Origin of the sequence: Acinetobacter dispersus, from assembly GCF_009884975.1 — a bacterium.
In the GTDB taxonomy this organism is placed as follows: domain Bacteria; phylum Pseudomonadota; class Gammaproteobacteria; order Pseudomonadales; family Moraxellaceae; genus Acinetobacter; species Acinetobacter dispersus.
In genome coordinates this window covers 1,012,912-1,033,991 of the sequence record NZ_CP041970.1, presented here as the reverse complement: position 1 = coordinate 1,033,991, position 21,080 = coordinate 1,012,912, and the positions used below count along the sequence as shown (strand labels likewise).

At 38.8% G+C, this 21,080-nt stretch carries 19 protein-coding genes; 7 read left to right on the top strand and 12 right to left on the bottom strand.

The genetic code is table 11. The annotated features are described in order from the left end of the window. Positions 1 to 2 precede the first annotated feature (2 nt). The 3 genes from FPL17_RS04590 to FPL17_RS04580 form a co-directional block, all read right to left on the bottom strand. Positions 3 to 722, bottom strand: coding sequence for an SGNH/GDSL hydrolase family protein (locus FPL17_RS04590; RefSeq protein WP_159883539.1), 720 nt, complete (start codon positions 720 to 722; stop codon positions 3 to 5). A gap of 39 nt (positions 723 to 761) precedes the next feature. After that, the gene (locus FPL17_RS04585; RefSeq protein ID WP_159883537.1) at positions 762 to 1,169 is read right to left on the bottom strand and encodes a nuclear transport factor 2 family protein; all 408 of its coding nucleotides are present in this window, start codon (positions 1,167 to 1,169) and stop codon (positions 762 to 764) included. 70 nt (positions 1,170 to 1,239) lie between these two features. Beyond that, entirely contained in the window at positions 1,240 to 3,264 is a 2,025-nt protein-coding gene (locus tag FPL17_RS04580; RefSeq protein WP_216070850.1) for an NADPH-dependent 2,4-dienoyl-CoA reductase, read from the bottom strand. A 125-nt stretch (positions 3,265 to 3,389) separates the two neighbouring features. On the opposite strand from FPL17_RS04580, the gene FPL17_RS04575 reads away from it, so the two are divergent. Further along, positions 3,390 to 3,950, top strand: a complete 561-nt coding sequence (locus tag FPL17_RS04575; RefSeq protein ID WP_159883533.1) for a PadR family transcriptional regulator — start codon at positions 3,390 to 3,392, stop codon at positions 3,948 to 3,950. Next, entirely contained in the window at positions 3,950 to 4,870 is a 921-nt protein-coding gene (locus FPL17_RS04570) for an alpha/beta fold hydrolase (protein WP_159883531.1), read from the top strand. Before FPL17_RS04575 ends, FPL17_RS04570 begins: the two co-directional genes overlap by 1 nt. 51 nt (positions 4,871 to 4,921) lie before the next feature. On the opposite strand, the gene FPL17_RS04565 is transcribed toward FPL17_RS04570, so the two are convergent. Next, entirely contained in the window at positions 4,922 to 5,965 is a 1,044-nt protein-coding gene (locus FPL17_RS04565) for a 3-deoxy-7-phosphoheptulonate synthase (RefSeq protein ID WP_159883529.1), read from the bottom strand. Between the two features lie 613 nt (positions 5,966 to 6,578). Between FPL17_RS04565 and FPL17_RS04560 the strand changes: the two genes are divergently transcribed. Continuing rightward, entirely contained in the window at positions 6,579 to 8,153 is a 1,575-nt protein-coding gene (locus tag FPL17_RS04560; protein ID WP_159883527.1) for an ATP-binding cassette domain-containing protein, read from the top strand. Positions 8,154 to 8,205: 52 nt separating this feature from the next. On the opposite strand, the gene FPL17_RS04555 is transcribed toward FPL17_RS04560, so the two are convergent. From FPL17_RS04555 to argC, 5 genes are all read right to left on the bottom strand, one after another. Then, positions 8,206 to 8,568 carry a YnfA family protein gene (locus FPL17_RS04555; protein ID WP_005257818.1) on the bottom strand — a complete coding sequence of 121 codons (363 nt, stop codon included), beginning with the start codon at positions 8,566 to 8,568 and terminating at the stop codon, positions 8,206 to 8,208. Then, positions 8,568 to 10,853 (bottom strand): ATP-dependent Clp protease ATP-binding subunit ClpA, encoded by a 2,286-nt coding sequence (clpA, locus tag FPL17_RS04550; RefSeq protein WP_159883525.1) that lies wholly within the window; start codon positions 10,851 to 10,853, stop codon positions 8,568 to 8,570. The genes FPL17_RS04555 and clpA overlap by 1 nt, the downstream gene beginning before the upstream one ends. Before the next feature lie 685 nt (positions 10,854 to 11,538). After that, the gene (gene clpS / locus FPL17_RS04545) at positions 11,539 to 11,952 is read right to left on the bottom strand and encodes an ATP-dependent Clp protease adapter ClpS (protein ID WP_167515355.1); all 414 of its coding nucleotides are present in this window, start codon (positions 11,950 to 11,952) and stop codon (positions 11,539 to 11,541) included. A gap of 22 nt (positions 11,953 to 11,974) precedes the next feature. Further along, a complete protein-coding gene (locus tag FPL17_RS04540) occupies positions 11,975 to 12,724 on the bottom strand; it encodes a DUF6776 family protein (RefSeq protein ID WP_159883523.1) in 750 nt (249 codons plus the stop codon). 81 nt (positions 12,725 to 12,805) lie between these two features. Continuing rightward, positions 12,806 to 13,855, bottom strand: a complete 1,050-nt coding sequence (gene argC, locus FPL17_RS04535) for an N-acetyl-gamma-glutamyl-phosphate reductase (RefSeq protein WP_159883521.1) — start codon at positions 13,853 to 13,855, stop codon at positions 12,806 to 12,808. 274 nt (positions 13,856 to 14,129) lie between these two features. Here argC and FPL17_RS04530 point away from each other — a divergent pair, with 274 nt between their 5' ends. Further along, on the top strand, positions 14,130 to 15,641 hold the full coding sequence (locus FPL17_RS04530) for a hypothetical protein (RefSeq protein WP_159883519.1): 1,512 nt from the start codon (positions 14,130 to 14,132) through the stop codon (positions 15,639 to 15,641). A gap of 198 nt (positions 15,642 to 15,839) precedes the next feature. Further along, positions 15,840 to 16,427, top strand: coding sequence for a CDP-alcohol phosphatidyltransferase family protein (locus FPL17_RS04525; RefSeq protein ID WP_159883517.1), 588 nt, complete (start codon positions 15,840 to 15,842; stop codon positions 16,425 to 16,427). Positions 16,428 to 16,468: 41 nt separating this feature from the next. Here the strand turns inward: FPL17_RS04525 and FPL17_RS04520 are convergent, their stop codons facing one another. Then, positions 16,469 to 17,161 carry a M48 family metallopeptidase gene (locus tag FPL17_RS04520; protein ID WP_159883515.1) on the bottom strand — a complete coding sequence of 231 codons (693 nt, stop codon included), beginning with the start codon at positions 17,159 to 17,161 and terminating at the stop codon, positions 16,469 to 16,471. Further along, complete coding sequence (gene rpiA, locus FPL17_RS04515) at positions 17,161 to 17,832, bottom strand: ribose-5-phosphate isomerase RpiA (RefSeq protein WP_005188157.1); 672 nt, start codon at positions 17,830 to 17,832, stop codon at positions 17,161 to 17,163. The genes FPL17_RS04520 and rpiA overlap by 1 nt, the downstream gene beginning before the upstream one ends. Positions 17,833 to 17,930: 98 nt before the next feature. Between rpiA and ilvA the strand changes: the two genes are divergently transcribed. Further along, positions 17,931 to 19,475, top strand: a complete 1,545-nt coding sequence (gene ilvA / locus FPL17_RS04510; RefSeq protein WP_171519511.1) for a threonine ammonia-lyase, biosynthetic — start codon at positions 17,931 to 17,933, stop codon at positions 19,473 to 19,475. A 107-nt stretch (positions 19,476 to 19,582) separates the two neighbouring features. On the opposite strand, the gene FPL17_RS04505 is transcribed toward ilvA, so the two are convergent. Then, positions 19,583 to 20,014, bottom strand: coding sequence for a hypothetical protein (locus FPL17_RS04505; protein WP_159883511.1), 432 nt, complete (start codon positions 20,012 to 20,014; stop codon positions 19,583 to 19,585). Positions 20,015 to 20,429: 415 nt separating this feature from the next. Here FPL17_RS04505 and FPL17_RS04500 point away from each other — a divergent pair, with 415 nt between their 5' ends. Further along, the gene (locus FPL17_RS04500; RefSeq protein WP_004653749.1) at positions 20,430 to 21,080 is read left to right on the top strand and encodes a potassium channel family protein; all 651 of its coding nucleotides are present in this window, start codon (positions 20,430 to 20,432) and stop codon (positions 21,078 to 21,080) included.

Here is a 21,080-nt window from a genome sequence, read left to right as displayed (position 1 = left end):
ATCTAAGCATGAGTAAATGTTTGTCGCACCAAAGTTGCGACCTGTTGTCCCCAAATGGCATAAATTTCTTTGCTTGGATGAAAACCATCGCTTGCCATTGGCAAATCCATTGCTTGAAAAGCTTCAATATCATATTGAATAAATCGAAATTGCGATTGTGGTGCTAGCCATTGTTGTAAGGCCTGATTCATTTGTTCTGCATACTTTCCAAATAACCAAGCCAAAGGATTTGGCAAAGCGGGAAAATGCTGCATTGGTGGTACACCCGATACAATAATAAGTTTAGGTTGAAAATGTCTTTGAATATAACTGAATAGCTGTTTTTGTTGTTTAAGCCAAGATTTTGCTGATGTTAGTTTAGTCACATCATTGACACCAATTGAAGTGATAACAACATCATAGCACTGCTGATCTAACTGTTGTACTGCTTGAAAAACCTGTTGAGTGGTATCACCTGTTTTAGCATGCAATTTCCATTGCAACTGATATTCATGTTGTAGCTCAGAGATAATCGCCCCAGATAAAGCCTGTTGCTGTGTTTCAACCCCAACACCCGCTGCTGCCGAATCACCGAGTATAAGTAAAGATAGTGGCTGACCCTGCCCAACAATACCATTGCGGTCGCCACTTGCTTCTAAAAGACGTGGTGTATTGTTACGAACTTTCATACCTTGTACGAGTAATACAGGTAATAAGGCAAAAGTTGAAAGCTTTAACCACATTCTAATTCTCTCAATATTACTTAGGCTATTTTATAGCCATTAATTCGGTTGGTATTTGGCGAATCGTGCACCCATTTTCTCTGCCAGTGCTGCCAAACCGCTCATTGGGCGAATCATCACTTCAAAATCAATGATTTTGCCTTGTTCATTAAAGCGAATCATATCGATGCCCTTCAATGATTTACCACTCACATTGGCACTGAATTCCAACACCACATTTTCACCATCTTCAGTGTAAAATTCACGGTGATAGGTAAAATTCTCAAAAACTTGAATCACATTGGTCAAAATAAAAAAAACCACATGTTTTCCCTCATAAGGGTTATAAGCAACGGGTGAACGAAACACCACATCATTAGCCAGTAAATCGTTTAAATTGGATAGATCACCTGTTTTAATCATCTGATGCCAATTTTCTAAAGCTTGTTTTGTTGTTTCCAGTGTCATTGTTTGCTTCCTTGAGATTTAATCGATATGTCCATGAGCATTTCCTCAATAGAAAATGCTCACGGTTTATTTATAGCGTTGCTGCTAATTCAGCACCTTGGCGAATTGCGCGTTTAGCATCCAACTCACCTGCTTCTTTAGCACCACCAATTAGGTGAACATTTTTACCGTCCGCTTTAAGCTGATCAAACATCGCGGTATAAGACTCTTGACCTGCACAAATCACCACGTTATCGACCTCAAGCACGCGGCTTTGCCCATCTACAGTGATATGCAAACCTTGATCATCCACTTTGTCGTAGCTTGCTCCAGCAATCATTTTCACATCACGATGCTTTAAGCCTGTGCGATGAATCCAGCCTGTAGTTTTACCCAGACCAGCGCCAACAGATGCACTCTTACGTTGCAATAAGTAAATTTCACGTTCTGACTTTTCTAACTCAGCTGGTTTTAAGCCACCCACATGCTCATAAGAAGTATCAATCCCCCATTCTGCATAGAACTTTTCAGGATTTAAGCTGCCACTATCACCTTCATGGGTTAAATATTCTGCCGTATCGAAGCCAATACCACCTGCACCAATAATGGCAACACGCTTACCTACAGCTACACGCTCTTTCAACACTTGGATGTAGCTCAATACTTTTGGATGATCAATCCCTTCAAATTGCAACTGACGCGGTGTCACGCCTGTTGCAACCACGATATCATCATAGTCAGCTTGGCTAAGTTCTTCATAAGTGGCTGTGTGGTTCAGTACCAGCTCAATATTTGGCTGTAATTCAATTTGACGCTTGAAGTAACGTAAAGTTTCGTAGAATTCTTCTTTACCTGGAATGGTCTTGGCAATGTTGAATTGACCACCAATTTGATTGCTTGCATCAAAGACTTTAACTTTATGACCACGACTTGCAGCATATACCGCAAAGCTCAAACCTGCTGGACCTGCACCAATCACCGCAATATTTTTTACCACATTCGCTTCTTTAAAGATCAGCTCAGTTTCGTAACAAGCACGTGGATTGACTAAGCAAGTGGCAATTTTCATTGAGAAAATATGGTCTAAACAAGCTTGGTTACAACCAATACAGGTATTGATTTCATCGCTACGACCTTCACTGGCTTTTAATACAAACTCAGGATCGGCCAGCATTGGGCGCGCCATAGACACCATATCTGCATGACCAGAAGCCAATACATGTTCTGCCATTTCAGGCGTATTAATACGGTTCGAGGTAATCAATGGAACTGAAACTTGACCTTTCAGCTTTTCAGTCACCCATGTAAATGCAGCGCGTGGTACTTTGGTTGCAATGGTTGGAATACGTGCTTCATGCCAGCCAATCCCTGTATTGATAATGGTTGCGCCAGCTTTTTCAATTGCTTTCGCCAGTTGAATGACTTCTTCTAAGCTTGAACCACCTTCAACCAAATCCAGCATCGATAAGCGATAAATAATAATAAAGTTTTCACCGACTAGATCACGGGTACGCTTTACAATTTCAATCGGGAAACGGATACGATTTTCATAACTACCACCCCATTCATCATCACGATGGTTGGTACGAGCCGCAATAAATTCATTAATTAGATAGCCTTCCGAACCCATGATCTCAACCCCATCATAGCCCGCGTACTGTGCAAGCTTGGCACAGTTGGCAAAGTCATCAATGGTTTGCTGTACTTCGGCAGAGCTTAATGCTTTTGGTTTGATTGGGTTAATCGGTGCCTGAATCGCAGAAGGTGCAACAATCTCAGGCTGATATGAATAACGCCCCGTATGTAAAATCTGCATCGCGATTTTACCACCTGCATCATGTACCGCTTGGGTGATCACTTTATGTTTTTCTGCTTCAGCAATACTATCTAATTTAGAAGCATGTGCAAATGTAAGACCTGCATCATTTGGAGCAATACCACCTGTGACGATTAACCCAACATCACCTTTGGCACGTTCCGCGTAAAATGCAGCCATACGTTCATAACCTTGTGGCGCTTCTTCTAAGCCAACATGCATAGACCCCATAAGGACACGATTTTTTAAGGTGGTAAAGCCTAAATCTAGTGGCTTTAGTAAATGTGGATAAGCTGACATGGTTTCTCCTTTGGCTCGCACTCTGCTAGCTAATGCAACTTGTTGCATAAAGTTATAAACAAGATTTGATTTTTATGCAACATATTGCATAATTCTGATGAGTCATTTTTTTATTATGGAACATCATGTCACTCGCCCATGTTTTACTGACCAGCTTATTGGAAAAACCAAGTACAGGTTTTGACTTGGCTCGTCGCTTTGACCGTTCAATGGGCTTCTTTTGGAATGCGACTCATCAGCAGATTTATCGTGAACTCAACGGTATGCTTAAAAAAGGATGGATTTCTACATTAGAAGAACAAGCTGCCAACAGCCGTAAAAAAACCTATCAAGTTGAACAACTTGGAAGAATACAACTGGCATCATGGATTGAACAACAAAGTGAACCTGCTCAACTCCGTGATGATCTCATGGTCAGGTTAAGAGCTGAAGCTCAACTCGGTGGCAATAATATTTTGCCCGAATTAGAGCGTCACTTAGTATTGCATAAGGAAAAATTAAGACTTTATCAAGCAATTCATGATAAAGATTTTAAAGATAACCAACCAACCAATCGTGTTTTGTTTATCCATAAGATGATTCTGGAACTCGGTATCATTAAAGAAAATGAATGGATAAAATGGTTGGAACAAATGATTCCTCAACTGAAAAAGTTTGAAGAAGCCAACGATAGTGGAGAAAAATAATGCCGTTTTATACCATGCCCGATCAAGAAAAATTATTTGTACGACGTGTTGGTGAAGGCGAACCTGTGCTTGTCTTATCCGGACTGGGCATGCAAAGCTGGCAATGGCTCCCTTTCTTATTTGCTAACCGTAAACAATATGAATTTATCATTCCCGACTGGCGTGGTTTTGGTGGTTCAAAGAATTGTGCGATTCCAGAGCTAGATGCGATCTCAAGTCATTGGAATGATGTAGATTCACTGATTAAACAATTAAAGCTCGATCAATTCATCCTAATGGGCTATTCCATGGGTGCAACTACAGCTATGCATGGTATGAAGCATGGTGGCTTAGCTGAGAAACTTAAGGCCTATCTGCATATTGATCAAACCCCTAAAATTGCGGTTGATGATTCTTGGCAATATGGTTTATTTGGCCCAAAACATCCTCAATTTAAAAATCTATTACTTGAGATTCAAACGCTATTACTTGACTATAAACATGCTCAGCAGCTAGAGGATTTACCCGATGATATCCGCTACAAGCTGGTCAGCTTATGGGGTGATTTTATTGAACTGCAAGGTAGCAATAATTATAGCCCTAAAATCCTTAAACTTGCCCTGCATCGTCCCTTCTTACAAAAATATCTACTACCGATTCAGCGTTTAGATTATTTACTGTGGTATGTAGAAAACTACCTAAACCATAATGAAGATTATCGTGAAGCCATCGGTCAACTCAGTTGCCCAACCACCTTCTTTATTGGTCGCGAATCGACACTCTATCCAGAAACGGGACAAACCCTCATTGCGAATAGCTTGAGTAATGCTAAAGCCGTGTATTTTGAACGTTCTGGGCATACCCCACTGATTACTGAACCGAGAAAGTTCAGCCAAGAGATTGGTCATTTTCTTGCAGCTCAATCCATCCAAGCTGCTTAGTTCTAGCACAAGAAAAAAGCCAGTCTTAAGACTGGCTTTTTTATGTCTGGTTTATTTTTTATGTCGCATTTTCTCAACAACATCCAACAACACTTGTGCTGTTTTATCCCAACCTAGGCAACCATCCGTAACCGACTGGCCATAGGTCATGTCACAGGAAATTTTTTGATTACCATCAATCAGATGACTTTCAATCATCACACCACGCACTTTCGACTCAGCACGCTCTGCAATAATTTGCTGTAAAACCTGTGGCTGTAATAAGGGATCTTTACCGCTATTACCATGACTACAATCAATCACCAATGCCGGTAATTGCTTATGCTTGAAATGCATCGCTTGAATTGAAGCCAAATCATAGTTGGTACCCTGATTTGAACCACGTAAAATTAAATGTGGTAACGGATTACCTTCACTATGCAAAATTGCAGGCAAACCTTGTTGAGTCATTCCTAAAAATTGATGACCATGCAGTGCTGACTGAATCGCATCCAAAGCAATTTGGATCGAACCATCTGTACCATTTTTGAAACCAATGCTGTATGGCATATGGCTGGCAATTTCACGATGAATTTGAGACTCACTGGTACGCGCACCAATTGCCCCCCAAGCCAATAGGTCATCAAAATAACCTGTCGCCATTGGACTTAAAATTTCGCTTGCGATTGGCAAACCTTTCTCGATTAGCTGCAAGTAAAGCTGACGAGATTTTTCTAAACCCAGTTGTAAATCTGATGATCCATCTAAATTTGGATCGTATAAGAAACCTTTCCAACCCACAGTCGTACGTGGCTTTTCAATATATGCACGCATCACCAAGAATATTTGATCTTTGACCTGTTCTTGTAGTTGTTGTAGGCGATCAGCATATTCGAGTACTGCGATAGGATCATGAATCGAGCAAGGACCTGTAATCACCATTAAGCGATGATCATGTCCAGATAAAATATTCTGAATCGTTTGACGATGTTTTGAAATTTGCTGCGCTAAAGTTGCAGACAAGGGATACTGCGCTTTGAGTTGTGATGGCAAGCTAAGCATTGATTCTTTTGTATGTGTTTGTGGTTGTGTCAAAGCAGTATTTAAAGCATTCATTTTCAATTCCTTTGGACTGGCCTTCTTCGCAGTCCTATCATTTATTTGAGCAAGTGTGATCTAAGCGATGTTGATTTTTTTGCAAAGTAAAACCAAGAAATCTTGCTAAAATATGAATAGTTAAATGTATACATGGTATTTCTCCTAAAATGATGTTTGTTAAAGCATAAAAAAACCTGATCGGTGTTGCCGATCAGGTATTAACTGGTTGGGCAACCCTTTTTGCTGCCCGAAACGCATCAGGCAACTAACAATATTGCCAAAAATAAAAGTATGCGTTTGTGTTTACAGTATGCTTTAACATGTTTATTTCAAATATCTAAAAAACTGTTCCTAACTCCTAAATTACGCACTATTTCAGCATTTGACAAGCACTTTTTATGTTTTTTTAATCAAAACTTGAAAATAGTAAAATTTGACCTTTATTGTTTTCATCCATAGAATAGCTGAAAAATAAACCATTCTGAGATTACGCCAATGAAGTAAGCCCTATTTTTATCATCAAAATCCTTTTTCTTTTTGATGTGCAAAATAGACTTATCTATCATTTAGCAACACCTACTAAAATTATCTATATTTTTCTATTTTGCATATCCTGTTTATGAGGTTTCTTATGACTCAACAGGCATGTATTGTTTCAAACCTATCACTCGAATTAGCCCAGCAAAAACTCTTCGATCAGCTTGCATTCCAATTACCCTTAAATCAGTTTTGCGGATTGATTGGACGTAATGGTCAAGGTAAATCACTGCTGATGTCTATTTTACAAAACCAATTCGCTTCTGAATTAACCTATTCAGGCCAAATCTCATGGCAATGTCCACATCAGCATCTTGCTCAACTCCAGCGTGTCCAAGCAAACACCATTGCTCAAGCCTTGGAGATTGAAGATTTGCATGCATGCTTTGAGCGCATCCAGCAAGGTACTGCTTCATTTAGCGATTATGATCAGGTTGAACATGTTTGGCACTTACCAATCGAATGGCAACAATTATTAGAAAGTGCGGGATTACCTACTGCACTGGATACACCAACTCAACATTTGAGTGAAGGCCAAAAAACCAAACTCGCACTGTGTCGGCTATTTCTACTCAAAGATCATTATCTATTACTGGATGAACCCAGTAATCACTTAGATACACGGGGACGAGAATGGTTAATCAGCCAAATGATACAGCATCCTACAGGTGGGCTTATCATTAGCCACGACCGACAGCTTTTGGCTCATGTACAGGGCATTTTTATGCTCAATCAGTTTGGCATACATTATTACGGTGGTAACTACACGCTGTATCAACAACAGCATCAAACACAAGTCGAAGCATTATCACAAACTGTTCAACAAGAAAAACGCGAGCTAAAACAGCTCAAAGAGCAACAGCTTCAAAGCCAGATGAAAGCACAAAAGCGCAAAAAAACGGGTGAAAAGTTAAGAGCCTCAGGATCTCAAGCTCCTATCTTATTGGATGCCAAGAAAGAACAATCTGAGCAATCTCTTTCTCACCTACGCAAACAACAGAGTAAACAGCTTGCAGATGCAAAAGATGAGTTACAGCAAAAACAAACGAAACTGGAATATCTTAAATCACAGTCTTTTGAATTTACTCAAACTACTGGTAAATCGGGTGAAATTTTACGCTGCCAGAAATTACAACTTGCTTATGTAAAAACAAGGCCGATTGACCTTGCGCTATCGACTGGTGAAAAATTACATTTAAGTGGCGCAAATGGCAGTGGTAAATCCACCTTACTTAAGACGATTCGAGGTTTAATTCCACCACTTGCTGGAGAGATTTATTGCAAAGTAAATTCTGTTTATCTAGATCAAAATCTTTCCTTACTCAATGAAAATCTATCTGCCGTTGAATATTTATGTGGTATAGATTCAAATCTGACCGAGCAACAGGCACGTACACTGTTAGGAAATTTACAAATCCGTAGAGACAAGGCACTTAGTCTTTTAGGAAATTTGAGCGGCGGTGAACGACTAAAAGCCGCCTTACTCGCTTTAAAACAACAAGCAGTAGATTTATTACTTTTGGATGAACCAGAGAATCATCTGGATATAGAATCTCGGGAGTTACTTGCACAAGCGATTCGCTCTTTTAATGGTGCTGTGATACTGGTCTCGCATGATAAAACTTTTGTTGAAGAATGCGGGATCAATGAAAGCTATGTACTCAGTTAGTTTTTATATGGTTTATATCAGCATGGATAAATAGCACCATGCTGATATCAATTTAACGAACCAATCCTTGTGGCTGTAAAATAATCAGGCAAGCGCCACACACAACCACAATACCACCTAAGATATCCCAACGCGTTAGCATAACTTGATCAACATAACGTAACCACATCAGCGCTGTAAAAATATAAATTCCGCCATAGGCCGCATAAATACGACCAGATGCTGCGGGGTGCAAAGTAAGTAACCACACAAAAACAGCCAAACTTAAAGCTGTAGGAATCCATAACCAATGTGATTTTCCTTGATTCAAAATCAAATATGGAAAATAACAACCTAAGATTTCAGCAATTGCTGTGACGAAAAATAACCCAAATACTTTAAGTACTTGGGTTATCGAGAAAGAAAGTTCAAACATTAAGCAGGTTCAGCACTCGGGTTAATATGATCTTCAAAGACTTCCAGTTTTAAGCCAACCTCTTTGCCATTTTCTGTTTTCACAGAAACCGCAACGTTACCACCATGCTCAGCAAGCTCACCAAACAGAATCATCTCAGCTAAAGGCTTTTTCAAATGCTCTTGAATTAAGCGTTGCATCGGACGAGCACCCATGAGGCGGTCATAACCATTGGTAGACAACCAATCACGTGCACTTTGATCCACCTCAAGCACGACTTGTTTCTCATCCAGCTGCGCTTGCAACTCGGTTAAGAATTTGTCTACCACTGAATCGATAATTGTGGTTGGAAGTGATTTGAATTGAATCACACCATCTAAACGATTACGGAATTCAGGTGAGAATGCGCGTTTCATCGCATCTTGGTTATCGGCACTGTGATCTTGCTCAGTGAAACCAATACTTGCACGGACAATACTCTCTGCACCAATATTGGTGGTGAGCACAATAATCACATTTCTGAAATCAGATTTACGACCATTGTTATCGGTCAAAGCGCCATGATCCATCACTTGCAATAACAAGTTAAATACATCTGGATGCGCTTTTTCAATCTCATCCAGCAACAGTACACAATGCGGATTTTTATGGATCGCATCGGTCAGCAAACCACCTTGATCATAGCCAACATAACCTGGAGGTGCTCCAATCAAGCGAGAAACCGCATGACGTTCCATATACTCAGACATATCGAAACGAACTAGCTCTACACCAAGCAATTTTGCCAGTTGTTTAGTGACCTCGGTTTTACCCACACCTGTTGGACCAGCAAAGACAAAACTACCTACTGGTTTATCTGGTGCTTTCAGACCTGCGCGAGATAATTTGATCGCTGATGCTAGTGCTGTAATCGCTTCATCCTGACCAAATACCACACGTTTAAGATCACGTTCCAGATTCTCAAGTACAGACTTATCATCTTTAGAAACAGTTTTCGGTGGAATACGGGCAATCTTAGAAACGATATCTTCGATATTCTCAACTGAGATGGTTGTACCATCGACTTCTGCTTTCAAACGGCGTTGCGCGCCAGCCTCATCAATCACATCAATCGCTTTATCTGGTAAAAAGCGATCATTGATAAATTTAGCTGACAGCTCAACAGCAGCAACTAAAGCTTTATCGTCGTATTCCACATGATGGAAATCTTCGAACTTGTTTTTCAAGCCACGTAGAATTTCAATCGTTTCGCCAACGCTTGGTTCATTCACATCGATTTTTTGAAAACGACGCGATAAAGCATGGTCTTTCTCAAACACCTGACGATATTCTTGGAAGGTCGTTGAACCAATGCAACGCAAGCTACCATTTGCCAATGCCGGCTTGATTAAATTCGATGCATCCATCGTACTGCCCATACTTGAGCCTGCACCAATGATCATATGAATTTCATCAATGAATAAAATCGCATTTGGATTTTTCTTCAACGCATTTAACAGTTGTTTTAAACGTTTTTCAAAGTCGCCACGATATTTAGTCCCTGCAACCAATGCACCGATATCTAAACTATAGACTTCAGCATTCGCAAGTGGTTTAGGCGCTTTACCATTCACAATTAACCATGCCAAACCTTCTGCAATCGAGGTTTTACCCACACCTGGGTCACCCACTAATAATGGGTTGTTTTTACGACGACGACATAAAATCTGAGCCGCACGCTCAATTTCTTTTTCACGTCCAATTAAAGGATCAGTTTTACCCTTTTGTGCTTCGATGTTTAAGTTAAGCGTGTATTGCTCAAGTGGTCCAGCATTCGCTGAAGCTGCACTTTCACCTTCAATATCCTCAACTTCTTCTTCAACTTGAATCTCATCTTTACGTGTGCCATGAGATAAATATTGAGTCAAAGTCAAACGGTTAATTTGATGACGCTTTAATAAATAAACTGCAAAAGAATCTCGTTCCGAATACATCGCAACTAAAACATCCGCACCTTCAACCGTACGATCACCACCACTTGACTGAACATGGAAAATTGCACGTTGCAAAATTCGATCAAAGCTCTCAGTTGGATGAGGTGCCTGTTCGCTATTATCACCAAGTTTTGGGGTATGTTGCTCTACATATTCCTCTAATTCTTTACGCAAAGTAACGATATCTGCACCGCATGCTTTTAATGCATTTACGGCTGAGTCGTTATCTAGCAAGGCAAGCAACAAATGTTCAACTGTCAGAAACTCATGTCTCTTTTGACGAGCCATGCTAACAGCCAAACGTAACGATACTTCTAATTGACGACTGAGCATGTAACCCCCTTATCTCTTGGGCTTAATCATAAAAGAGAAATCTTTTCATGAAAAAGCTAATTATTGACTTGATCCGCTGAGCTTCTGTAATCGTTTTAAAGACACGTCTACAAGCCTCTTTGCTTCATATCTTACTGTTAGCATTAGTTGAGTATCTTGGTCAAGATTCAAAACAAAGTATTGTTGTAAAAATTTAATTACAAAGAGAATAAGACTTATCTAATCGTTCAAAAAGCCAGCAAACCTGTTCTTTATTTATGAAAGCGTATTCAACCTATGAAAAATTGTAATACACCACGATCTTAATTAAAGCCTAACAAATCATTTATAGGTTGAATATAAAGATAGTCAGTATATTGATTCATATTTTTAGCATAAAACAATATATGCCTTAATTTACCGCTGAAATCACATATCGAAAGATAGCCTTATTTTCTAAAGACCCATTCGCAAGATATGATTGTCCAAAGTGATATTCAGCAGCTTTTCTTACGCTTTCACTCGTAATTTATAAGCCATATAGGGCGTAAGGGCTTGCGCATGAGGAAAATATTCCGCAAGTGCATTGCTTTTCTTAACGCCTTCACTCACAGCATAGCTGTTCGTCAAATAGATTCCTGATCTTAACGCTGTTACTCGCAACATAGTTGCTCGTCTTGCGCTCGGAACAAAGCTTCGCTTTGTTTTATCCTCGCTCAGGTTCGATCTGGCACAACAAAGGATGACCCTGAGCTCGTGCATAGTTATTCACTTGATTTGCTTTTGTTTCAGCAATATCACGTGGGTAAATGCCAGCAGTACCTTTACCTTCGTAATGAACTGTCAGCATGACCTGACTTGCTTGATCAAGGTCCATTCCGAAATAACTTTGCAATACTTCAATAACAAAATCCATTGGCGTGTAATCATCATTCATTAAAACAACCGCATATAAAGGCGGTCGTTTTAATTCTGGAGGGGCAGTTTGTACAACCACCTCACCCTCATGATCCTCTTGCGAATCACTTAAACGTGGACTTAAGTGCCAATCAACATAACCGGATTGATGAAAAGAATTTTTCACTTCACTTAAATTCATTTGACGTTTATATCTTCGCATATTGAGTTCTTAATCTAAAAAATTATTGAGCGTTAGCTTCAGCTTGCGGTATTTCTGACACGAAAGCAGAGCCAACATCGACAGGCTTGCCACGTTGCCAACTAAAACGTTTGATTACAGGCGTACCAGCCCCGGTTAAACGCACTTCGATAAATTGAGGCATAAAGCCCTTAGGCATTGTCCAACGACCTGTTAAACGTTCAAAATCATCAAAGTTAAAGTTTTTGTCTTCTAAAGGTACAACCAGAATTTCTGTATCTTTAATTAAGCGCAACTCAACCGAACCAGATGCACGGCGTTTATTTGGGCTGACTTGAACTAGATCAATCTGATATTCAAAAGCATTTTCTGGCAAAGACTTAATTGCCATATTTTGAATGGTTAGACTTACACCACCACGTTGTTTCAAAATGTCACGATAAATCGTATTCATTCCTTCAAACTGTGCTTTATCTGCATTAGCTTGGTTTACTGCTTTAAATAAATCATCAGCATTGCCTACCGCCATATCACGCTCTTGAACAGCAGCATTCAAGCTCTTCGTGACAGAATCCAACGCAGTCTTTTGTTTCTGAACAACATCTACCAATTGCTCGGCATCTGCATCATACCCAACCACAGTTAAACCCTGACGATGACCTATAGTATAACCAAGCGTAAAACTGCCGCCAATTAGAATTACGGCACCAATAATCAAAGGTAAATTCGTTTTTAAGAATTTATTTTTTTCAACGGAACTGTCTGGTGAAGTAGTCGGTTCAACGTTTTCCATCATCATCTCTATCTTTATGATCTACATCAAAGCACACATTAGAATCGAAATTTAAATGTGTGTGAAGTAAAAAAGCGTTTTTTATGGTAATAAACCAATACCTTCCAAACCAGCAGCTTCATCAAAACCGAACATTAGGTTCATATTTTGAATGGCTTGACCTGCCGCACCTTTTACCAAATTGTCTTGTGCAACCAAAATAATCAATTTATTCGGTTGTGGACGATATAGTGCAATTCTTAACTCATTCGCACCACGAACACTACGTGTTTCTGGTGAGCTATTTGCTGGCATAACATCAACAAAACGTTCATTTTTATAGAATTCTTCGTATAATGCTTGAAGATCAATTTGTTGAGCTTGTTCAGTAAGGTCGACATAAATTGTGCTCAACATGCCACGAATCATTGGGACTAAATGCGGCACAAAAATCAGTTGATCAAACTGCCCTTTTTGTCCTGAGATATTTTCAAGTGCTTCAACAATTTCAGGATGATGACGATGTCCTGCAACACCATAGGCTTTGAAATTATCGGCATTTTCGCTGTAGATCATGCCCAAGCTTGCTTTACGACCAGCACCAGACACACCCGATTTAGCATCAATAATAATAGTTTGTGTATGAATCAACTGATCTGAATTTTTAAGTAGTGGTGCTAAACCTAATTGTACAGTCGTTGGATAACATCCAGGATTACCAATCACTTGAGCTTGTTTAATTTTTTCACGATTTAACTCAGTTAAACCGTATACAGAGTCTTTTAACACAGCTGGACAGCTATGTTGCATGCCATACCATTTTTCAAATTGAGTTAGATTCTGTAAACGAAAATCTGCAGCGAGATCAATGACTTTTGTACCCGCAGCAATAAGCTCTTCTGCATGTTGCATTGCTACACCATGAGGTGTGGCAAAGAATACGACATCACATTGTTTTAATTGGTTTAAATCAAAATCTGAAAACTCAAGTGTGGTATGTCCACGTAAACTTGGGAACATATCAGCAACGCGCTTTCCTGCTTCTGTACGAGAAGTGAGAATACGAACTTGAACTTGTGAATGTCTTAATAAAAGACGTAATAGCTCAACCCCAGTGTATCCAGTTCCACCAACTATACCAACAGAAATCACGTGTGACACCTCAAGCGTTCATTTAGGCAAATAGTATGGCAGTTTGACCCGTTTTACACAATCTTCAAGTACCTAACTTTTAACAAAATAAAAGTACGGGCAATCCTGATGAAATGACCTAAATTCTAAAAATACAGACCAATGGATTTAATATATTTAAATTGATTCTACCATTGGTCAAGAAATACTATTGAATCCTTTCACTATTCGAATAGAATAAAAAAATGCGGTAATAATAAATTTCATGGATGCAAAATTTTTCTGGAGAGCTGGAATGCCTTCTTTGATGTCAAAACAAAGATTACATCATCATATTTGCTTAGGACTAAGTACGCTTTTACTCAGCTCAACATTGATTGGTTGTGGAAGCGGTGAAAGTAAAGCAACTAAAGAAACCACTCCAACGGTCTCTGTCCCCAAACCTAAAAATTTCAATATCAAAACCCCAGTTGAAATGCGCAATGTCACCCTAAAAGTTTTTGATAATTTTGATAATAGCTTGGTCTTAGAACGAGATTTAACAACAACTTCAGAAATCGATATTGTATTACCAAGAATTTTGGATAAAGATCGATTGTATCGAATTGAAATCTCAACAACTCCAAACTCATTGATCTATGACTATCAGAGTGGTCAATATCAAAATATTTCTATGACATTACACAGTCTCGTTGAAGTAAACACCAATTCGCTCACTCAAACGATTTATATCAATCCAAGTTCAGAAGCAATTTATCAGCGTGCCTTAATACGTTCTGGTATATTACCAACGGACACAAATAGTACTCCAATAAAAATCAGTGCATTACAACTAAGTCTTGCAACTACCGATGTAAACACGGCCTTAACAAATGCCTTTCATTATTTAGACATCCCAAATATTACCCCATCTTCCATTTTAAATGTATTCACACTACAAAATAATAATTTAAATTTATATATCGATACCTATCTAAGTTTTGGCTTTATTCAGCAATGGGCAGATGTCTATCCGAATAGTAGTTATGCTGAATTTACCAAGAACTTAGCCATCGATTTAAAAGATGGTTATCTTGATGGGAAAAAAATACGCGGTGATCAAAATACTTTAATAACATTGGTGACCCCCCCTCCAGATAATGTTGATTCCACTAAGAATGATGCGATATCTATTGCAGCAAATCAAAAGAATACGAGAGATACCTTTGCGATTTCTTTAAAACAATCTGTACTACAATTAGCCAATCGTTTTAATCAGGCAACAGAAAATCCACAGGGCTATACGCTATTACAGCAAAAAGCTTATGCTGGTAGTGACCCCACAAGCAATGCAGCTACCTCTTTCCGTATATTTGGCGCTGGTGATTATCGCCCTGCTGTCGGTTTTTCAGATACAACTCAAACATGTAATGGCTCAATTTATCCGTGTAAGCAAGGCATTACAGGAATTAATATTGTAAATGCTAGCTTACCTTCGATTGAATATTTAATTGGAAATTACAAAGATTCAACCAGCAACTGTCAACTCAATATTCGTGGCGATGGTTGGCTAGAGCTCACTAAAGATGGTAAGACCTACAGCTCTAAACTAGACGGTGACAGTACAGATAACTTATTACAAGTTGATAAAACCAATTTTGAATATTTATTGAATAGCAGTTCTACTGAACCAAACAATAGTACTTTGCAATATAATTTTGTCCAACTTAAAGTTAAAGCAAATCAGGTCTTAAGTGCCAGTGCTGGTTTAGATAGCCGCAAAGCACCTGATCAACTGCAAACAACGCAGTTACAGTGCAATTTCTAAGACTTAAGTCACACATGCAAGCAATGGATCAGCAAATTCATTGCTTGCAATAAGTACGCAATGTCATTATGAAAAAATAATCTGAATATTTGCGATTACTATGAAAGACTGTTGTTTTTTATAAAATATGTATTTGTTATCTTGATATTCAATACTGACTGCTATACTCAAATTAAACCGTTTTAATGTTCTTGATTCATGTCTTTAAAATATAAAATTCCAACTTTACTTGTTTATTCCAGATTACTCTTAGGTTTTCTGATCATTGCTGTGACCTTGCTACAACCACAATTCTATCCTATCTATACTGTGGTATTTTTAACACTGGGACTGATCAGTGATATCTTTGATGGCATCATTGCAAGACATCTAGGTGTTTCCAATGAAAAATTACGCCGACTCGATTCTAACGTTGACCAAGTCTTTTTTATTTGTGCAATTGCCTCAATTTATATGCAACAACCTGATTTCTTTAAGCAACATCTTTGGGCGATTGTTATTTTAATTCTGTCAGAAGTTGCAATCTATATTGTAAGTTTCATTAAATTCCGAAAAGAAGTCGCTACACATAGTCTAGGTGCTAAAATTTGGACCTTATTTCTTTTTGCTTTATTGGTACAAGTCACATTAACAGGTCATGCACAAATTTTATTTGTAGTCGTTTTCTGGCTAGGAATACTGACACGGGCTGAAATTATTGCAATTATCTTAGTACTCAAACAATGGCAAAATGATGTCCCCAGCCTAAAACAAGCCCTACGTATTCGAAAAGGTCTAGCTGTATAAAACAATCGCTTGTTTAATGGTTAAGGCAAACCTACACTTTATTATTTTTTATAATACCAACTCGGCAATTGAGTCTGTTTCAATTGCTTTCGATGCTCAAGGTAATTGGCATCATGCTTTTCCACTTCATTCCAAAACGCAGCACTATGATCAAAATGTTTGGTATGTGCCAACTCATGTACACAGACTGATCGTACAATATATTCTGGCATCAGCACCAATGCAGCATGTAACATGATGTCATGCTTAGAACTACAACTACCCCAACGCGTCTTTGGCTTACGGATACTACACTGTTGGTAAGACAAACTGATTTGCCGGCTTACTTGAGCTAAATATTCAGGTAAAAACTGTTTTGCATAAGCCATGACAGCAGCTTGTAAAGCCTGCTCGGACTGTTCATGCCGAATCAGTAATTGTTGTCGCTCGAAATCAAACTTAAAAATATGTCGTTGCTGTTGTTGAATAATCCTAAAAGGCTGCACATGGTGAAACAATGTCAACGATTCAGGAAATGCCGTCGTTTGATTAAATTGCTGTTGTTGTTTGCCCCACGTTTCTATCAACCATTGTTCAGACTGATGCAGAAACTGCTGAATCTGTCGTTTGCTACAGAACAAAGGAACTGTGAGGCGAATACCTGTTGGCTCAACACGCAAGCGCAAATTTCTTGCCCTTGCATGTCGAACAACTTTAATTTCAGGTAACAGCGTTTCTAATGAAACTAATGGCATTATTGTGCTGTACGCTCTTCGATACCACTGTCAGTTGCAACAACAGCAATGGTTGCTGCATTTAATGCAAAGATACCATTGGTCACAACGCCCGGAATATCGTTAATGGTTTTTTCCAACTCAATCGCATTTAGAATATTCAAATTAAATACATCTAAAATCACATTCCCATTATCAGTTACAACACCTTCGCGATAAACAGGATCACCACCTAACGCAACAATTTTACGAGCCACTGCAGAACGCGCCATTGGAATCACTTCAACAGGAAGTGGGAAATCACGTCCTAACTGATCTACCCATTTTGAGTCATCTACGATACATACAAATTTCTTTGCAATTGATGCCACAATTTTTTCACGGGTTAATGCCGCACCACCACCTTTGATCATATGCATGTGACGGTCAATTTCATCAGCACCATCAACATAAGCATCTAAACCACCGACAGAGTTCATATCGACCACTTCAATGCCCAGTTTTTTTAGACGATCAGCTGTTGCAGTTGAACTTGCTACTGCTGCTTCTAATTGCAATTCAGGCAATAAATCAATTAAAAAATTAACGGTACTTCCTGTTCCTACGCCCAAAATGCCGCCTTTAGGCAAATGTTTCAAGGCTGCTTTGGCCGCAGCTTGTTTTTTTTCATCTTGGGTTGCATATAGACTCATGACTTCACTCAACTATTTTGACATTTGCTTTAAGAAAACAGCGCAAATGCACAGGGGTTTGCTACAATGATTGCCTATTTTAAACTGTTATAGGGAAGATGAACATGCTGTCTCGTGTGGTACGACAAATTTTACAAGCAACGGTTTATGATGTTGCGATTGAAACACCGCTTGAAGCAGCTCCACGAATTAGTCAAAAAATTAATAATAACATTCGATTTAAACGTGAAGATCTACAACCTGTATTCTCTTTCAAGCTACGTGGTGCCTACAACCGCATTAGCCAACTACCAAAAGATCAACTCGATCGTGGTGTCATTTGTGCATCTGCAGGCAACCATGCCCAAGGCGTTGCACTGTCTGGAAAAAAATTAGGCATTCCTGCCATTATCGTCATGCCAAGCACGACACCTGACATTAAGGTTCAGGCGGTTAAACGCTTAGGCGGTCAAGTTGTATTACATGGCGATAGTTTCGATGTTGCCAATAAATACGCAAAACAACGTGCAGAAGATGAAGGTTTGGTTTTTATTCCACCTTATGACGATGAACTGGTGATTGCGGGTCAAGGCACAATCGCCAATGAATTATTGCGCCAATGGCGTGATGTTGAATATGTTTTTGTTGCAGTCGGCGGTGGCGGACTCATTGCTGGTGTTGCAGCATACTTGGGCGAAGTTGCACCACACGTCAAAGTAATTGGTGTTGAATACGAAGAATCTGCATGTTTAAAAGCAGCTCTTGAATCAAACGAGCGCGTTGTGTTGCCGCATGTAGGCCTATTTGCTGATGGTACGGCTGTTGCTCAAATTGGCGAATTGCCATTTGATGTAATCCGTTTACGGAAGTCTGATAATTCAGGCCCAATCGTTGAACCAGATATTGTCACTGTAGATACAGATGAAATCTGTGCTGCGATTAAAGATACTTACGATGAGAATCGCAGCATTGTTGAACCTTCTGGTGCTATGGCCTTGGCTGGGATCAAAAAATATGTTGCAGAACATCAAATAACAGATAAAAACATGGTCTCTATTGTTTGTGGTGCCAACATGAACTTTGACCGTTTACGCTATATTGCAGAACGTACTGAGTTGGGTGAACGTCGTGAAGCGATCTATGCGGTGACGATTCCTGAGCAAAAAGGCGCCTTCCTGCATTTCTGCCGTGCGCTACAAGGTCGTAACATCACCGAGTTTAACTACCGCGCCAGTGATAGTAATCTTGCTCAAGTCTTTGTCGGGATTAGCCTCAAAGGCGGTGAAACTGAACGTCATGAAATTCACGACATGTTAAAGCAACAATATGAAGTTGATGATTTATCTGATGATGAAGTTGCAAAACTCCATATTCGCTATTTGATAGGTGGCCACGCCAATATTGAACATGAGCGTTTGTTTCGTGTTGAATTCCCTGAACGTCCTGGTGCGTTATTGACCTTCCTAGAACGTTTAGGCCCAACACATAACATTACCCTTTTCCATTACCGCAATCACGGTGCGGCAGAAGGTCGTGTACTGGTCGGGCTTCAAGCGACTGATGCAAAGCAAAACCCTGATGGCTTAGTCGAAACTTTAGAAAAAATCACTTATCCATATGCTGAAATCAGCAACAATATTGGTTATAAGCGTTTCCTTAAATAAGCAGCATAACAACTTAAAGCCGACATGATGTCGGCTTTATTTTTGAGAGAACTCTGACAAGTCTAAATATTATTTGAAATTTTAATCATCCATTTGAAAATAGATTATTACTTAATAATAATTTGTTTAGCCCCTGTTACATTTTGTAAGTCTTCTTTTCCATTCAAAACTCTTACATTTACATTTACACATATTTTTCTCCCTATTAAATCAATGCCTCTCGTATCTCGATCAAAATCATCTTTCCCAATTTCAAAAATAAGCTGGCCATAATTTTCAACATTTATTTTCACTTCAAGAACTTTACCGGCTCCTTTCATCGAAGTTTTTGGAGAACTAATAGCATATTTCCCACAAATATTTTTCCTTATATAAGTATAATTTTCAGAAGACATTTTTAAATTGTATAAATATATTGTAAATGAGATTACGACTAAGAACATTCCCCAATAAAAAAATTTATTTTTCTTTGAAATTATTAAAAACAATCCCACAAAAAACAACACCTTATAGGCCAACGACATAGCAAAAACAGACATCCTCACCCCTTAACAGTATTAATTTTGCAATAAAAACAGTAATAACAAAAAACATATTTTTTCTTTTCTTCTCCATATGATCTTTATCCGAATTTCAAGGCTTCATCACTCCTCTTTTTATTCGTTATGCCGTTAAAGCCCCAAATGATTAAATTCCTACCTCAAATCTAACCCCTCCAAAGTACTACATACTTATCTCCTATATCATCCGTTATGCAGTGTAATCTAACGAAGCAATATTCCTCATACTCAATATGTTTGCAACAAAAATATTTTGATTGAGGCAGCTTTTTATTTTTATCAAAACAATAACTGGCGTATCTTTGCCAACCCAAACAAAATCATTACAAACTAAAAAATTGATCCATCTTAAAATGAATAAAAAGACATTTTTATCATTTAGTTAAGGACAGTTATGGCACAGTTTGCAGTCATTGGTTTAGGTAGTTTTGGGGCAACTGTTGCATTAGAGCTGACTAAATTGAATCATGATGTCATTGGGATTGATACGATCAAACGTAATGTCGAGAGCTTGGCTGACCGTATTACACACGCAGTGATTGCCGATGCTACCGATGAGCATGTCCTAGAAGAACTGAATATCCAAAATTGTGACGCTGTTGTTGTCGCAATTGGTGAAGATATTGAGGCCAGTATTCTCTGTGTTTTAAATCTCAAGAACTTAGGGGTTGAGAAAATTCTGGTCAAGGCTAAAACCAAAGCACATCACACCATTCTTTCTCATTTAAATGTCAGTAAGATTATCCATCCTGAAGAAGATATGGGTGTGCGGGTTGCTCAAGCTTTAAACTATCCAATGGTGAGCCGTTATATGGCTTTAGATGATGATCATTACATCGTTAAAGTTCCAGTTAATGAAAAACTCAACAATGTAAATTTATCAGGCATCTTAAAACAAGAGCCAAATATCAAGCTACTGCTACTGAAACGAGATCAACAGATTCACTATGAAACAGATGCAAATTTTACCTTGCAAACGGGTGATGTCCTGATTTTAGAAGGTTCACTCAGCCATCTTAGAAAACTTTCAGGATGTTTCGCATAA

What these genes read in the sequence shown, in the direction of transcription:
- FPL17_RS04500 (WP_004653749.1), top strand. Translation starts at nt 20,430, where the DNA reads ATGGCACAGTTTGCAGTCATTGGTTTAGGTAGTTTTGGGGCAACTGTT.
- rpiA (WP_005188157.1), bottom strand. Translation starts at nt 17,832, where the DNA reads ATGAGTCTATATGCAACCCAAGATGAAAAAAAACAAGCTGCGGCCAAA.
- FPL17_RS04575 (WP_159883533.1), top strand. Translation starts at nt 3,390, where the DNA reads ATGTCACTCGCCCATGTTTTACTGACCAGCTTATTGGAAAAACCAAGT.
- FPL17_RS04590 (WP_159883539.1), bottom strand. Translation starts at nt 722, where the DNA reads ATGTGGTTAAAGCTTTCAACTTTTGCCTTATTACCTGTATTACTCGTA.
- FPL17_RS04560 (WP_159883527.1), top strand. Translation starts at nt 6,579, where the DNA reads ATGACTCAACAGGCATGTATTGTTTCAAACCTATCACTCGAATTAGCC.
- FPL17_RS04520 (WP_159883515.1), bottom strand. Translation starts at nt 17,161, where the DNA reads ATGCCATTAGTTTCATTAGAAACGCTGTTACCTGAAATTAAAGTTGTT.
- clpS (WP_167515355.1), bottom strand. Translation starts at nt 11,952, where the DNA reads ATGCGAAGATATAAACGTCAAATGAATTTAAGTGAAGTGAAAAATTCT.
- FPL17_RS04525 (WP_159883517.1), top strand. Translation starts at nt 15,840, where the DNA reads ATGTCTTTAAAATATAAAATTCCAACTTTACTTGTTTATTCCAGATTA.
- FPL17_RS04540 (WP_159883523.1), bottom strand. Translation starts at nt 12,724, where the DNA reads ATGGAAAACGTTGAACCGACTACTTCACCAGACAGTTCCGTTGAAAAA.
- FPL17_RS04565 (WP_159883529.1), bottom strand. Translation starts at nt 5,965, where the DNA reads ATGAATGCTTTAAATACTGCTTTGACACAACCACAAACACATACAAAA.
- clpA (WP_159883525.1), bottom strand. Translation starts at nt 10,853, where the DNA reads ATGCTCAGTCGTCAATTAGAAGTATCGTTACGTTTGGCTGTTAGCATG.
- FPL17_RS04555 (WP_005257818.1), bottom strand. Translation starts at nt 8,568, where the DNA reads ATGTTTGAACTTTCTTTCTCGATAACCCAAGTACTTAAAGTATTTGGG.
- FPL17_RS04580 (WP_216070850.1), bottom strand. Translation starts at nt 3,264, where the DNA reads ATGTCAGCTTATCCACATTTACTAAAGCCACTAGATTTAGGCTTTACC.
- FPL17_RS04570 (WP_159883531.1), top strand. Translation starts at nt 3,950, where the DNA reads ATGCCGTTTTATACCATGCCCGATCAAGAAAAATTATTTGTACGACGT.
- ilvA (WP_171519511.1), top strand. Translation starts at nt 17,931, where the DNA reads ATGAACATGCTGTCTCGTGTGGTACGACAAATTTTACAAGCAACGGTT.
- FPL17_RS04585 (WP_159883537.1), bottom strand. Translation starts at nt 1,169, where the DNA reads ATGACACTGGAAACAACAAAACAAGCTTTAGAAAATTGGCATCAGATG.
- FPL17_RS04505 (WP_159883511.1), bottom strand. Translation starts at nt 20,014, where the DNA reads ATGTCTGTTTTTGCTATGTCGTTGGCCTATAAGGTGTTGTTTTTTGTG.
- FPL17_RS04530 (WP_159883519.1), top strand. Translation starts at nt 14,130, where the DNA reads ATGCCTTCTTTGATGTCAAAACAAAGATTACATCATCATATTTGCTTA.